The sequence below is a fragment of the Ensifer sp. ENS07 genome, assembly GCF_014852185.1.
GTDB lineage: Bacteria > Pseudomonadota > Alphaproteobacteria > Rhizobiales > Rhizobiaceae > Ensifer > Ensifer adhaerens.
This window is the reverse complement of record NZ_JACVBE010000080.1, coordinates 1-297: the sequence shown is the minus strand read 5'-3', so window position 1 is coordinate 297 and position 297 is coordinate 1. Positions and strand designations below refer to the sequence as shown.

Here is a 297-nt window from a genome sequence, read left to right as displayed (position 1 = left end):
TCCCGGCCTACAAGGACCTCTCCGGCTTCGACTTCGCCGCCAGCGAGATCAACGAAGCGACCGTGCGCCAGTTGCACCGATGCGAGTTCATGGACGGAGCGCAGAATATCGTGCTCGTCGGCGGGCCGGGCACAGGCAAAACACATGTCGCGACAGCACTCGGCATTCAAGCGATCGAGCATCATCGCCGAAAGGTCCGCTTCTTCTCGACCATCGAATTGGTCAACGCGCTCGAGCAGGAAAAGGCCAAGGGCAAGGCGGGCCAGATCGCAGAGACGTTGGTCAGGCTCGACGTGC

1 protein-coding gene is annotated in these 297 nt (G+C 61.6%); it reads left to right on the top strand.

The features are described 5' to 3' along the window. Positions 1–297, top strand: a 297-nt coding sequence (locus IB277_RS37735; RefSeq protein ID WP_192373424.1) for an ATP-binding protein, incomplete at both ends; no start/stop codon positions are given.